The following is a 945-nucleotide window of genomic DNA, read 5'->3' as shown; positions in this document are numbered from 1 at the left end:
GTTACGGATGGTAACGTGGGGAGTACTCATGCTGATTGGTCTGCAAAAAGCAGTAATAAATTCAGAACTTCAGAATACCGTCAAGTCCCGAAAAAAGAAAAATCAGGTGCGGAATGACGGATATATTATGCAGCGTAACCCAATGCGTCTGTGTTAATTCCAGCGGTTTCAGGCTAAAATCAATTAATGATCGCCACACGCGAACCAATCTGGCCAAATCAGAACCTAACGGCAATTTCATAACATCTCCTTATTATTAGCGTACTAAGTTATATCCCTGGATTGCAATCAACTCTGATTTTAAAAAAAATGAAAAAGGCGCCTTGCTTAATAATTTATCCATAATGGCGGTAGCCACATTGCTGTTATACCAAATATATACACCTTGAGGAAATTCTCTCAACGCCTAACGGTGCAAAAGAGTTGTTCTCTCTGCATTATGCAACATAAGTTATTAGGGCCGTAGCCGCACTACTCATCGTTGAATAACGAAGGCTGCTGCCACTCGCTATTCAGTGTAGCCTTTTCCGAACGTACCATCCGTTTCTCGCGCTGCCGGCAAAGCCTCAGCACGTCCTGTTTTTGCGTATCGCTCATCTGCCCCCAGGAGAAACGCTCACTGCGACTGCGGAAGCAACCCAGACAATAACCGCGCGCATCCGTTTGGCACACGCCACGACAAGGGTTGGGAACAGCAAAAAGCTCAAGTTGTTCAGGCACTGCACCTCCGCTACCCATTACGTTCATTGAAGCGTTACAGGGCGACAATGGCAAGCTTTAGGTGTAGAGCGGCGCTGGTTGTAAACGATACTCAGTATTATATATCCGTCATTCCGCACCTACTTTAAGAATAAATTCGACGGTATCGCTCGCCGAGAACATCAACGATGGTCTTGTGAACAGAATTGAGGTTGGATACTTGTGGTGGTCTGTCACCAATACTGA

Annotated in this window: 1 protein-coding gene and 1 pseudogene; both read right to left on the bottom strand. The window is 45.5% G+C overall.

Going from position 1 to position 945, the window contains the following annotated elements; genetic code table 11:
- Window positions 1-109 precede the first annotated feature (109 nt).
- A pseudogene (locus ACTBDZ_RS18185) lies at window positions 110-241 on the bottom strand (transcriptional regulator SlyA); the annotation flags it as partial.
- A 230-nt stretch (window positions 242-471) separates the two neighbouring features.
- The gene (locus tag ACTBDZ_RS18180) at window positions 472-720 is read right to left on the bottom strand and encodes a DUF1289 domain-containing protein (protein ID WP_438816316.1); all 249 of its coding nucleotides are present in this window, start codon (window positions 718-720) and stop codon (window positions 472-474) included.
- Between the last annotated feature and the right edge of the window lie 225 nt (window positions 721-945).

Source organism: Symbiopectobacterium sp. (assembly GCF_051710365.1).
Taxonomy (GTDB): Bacteria; Pseudomonadota; Gammaproteobacteria; order Enterobacterales; family Enterobacteriaceae; genus Symbiopectobacterium.
Note: the sequence above shows the minus strand (reverse complement) of the source record. Positions and strands in the feature narration are given on the sequence as shown.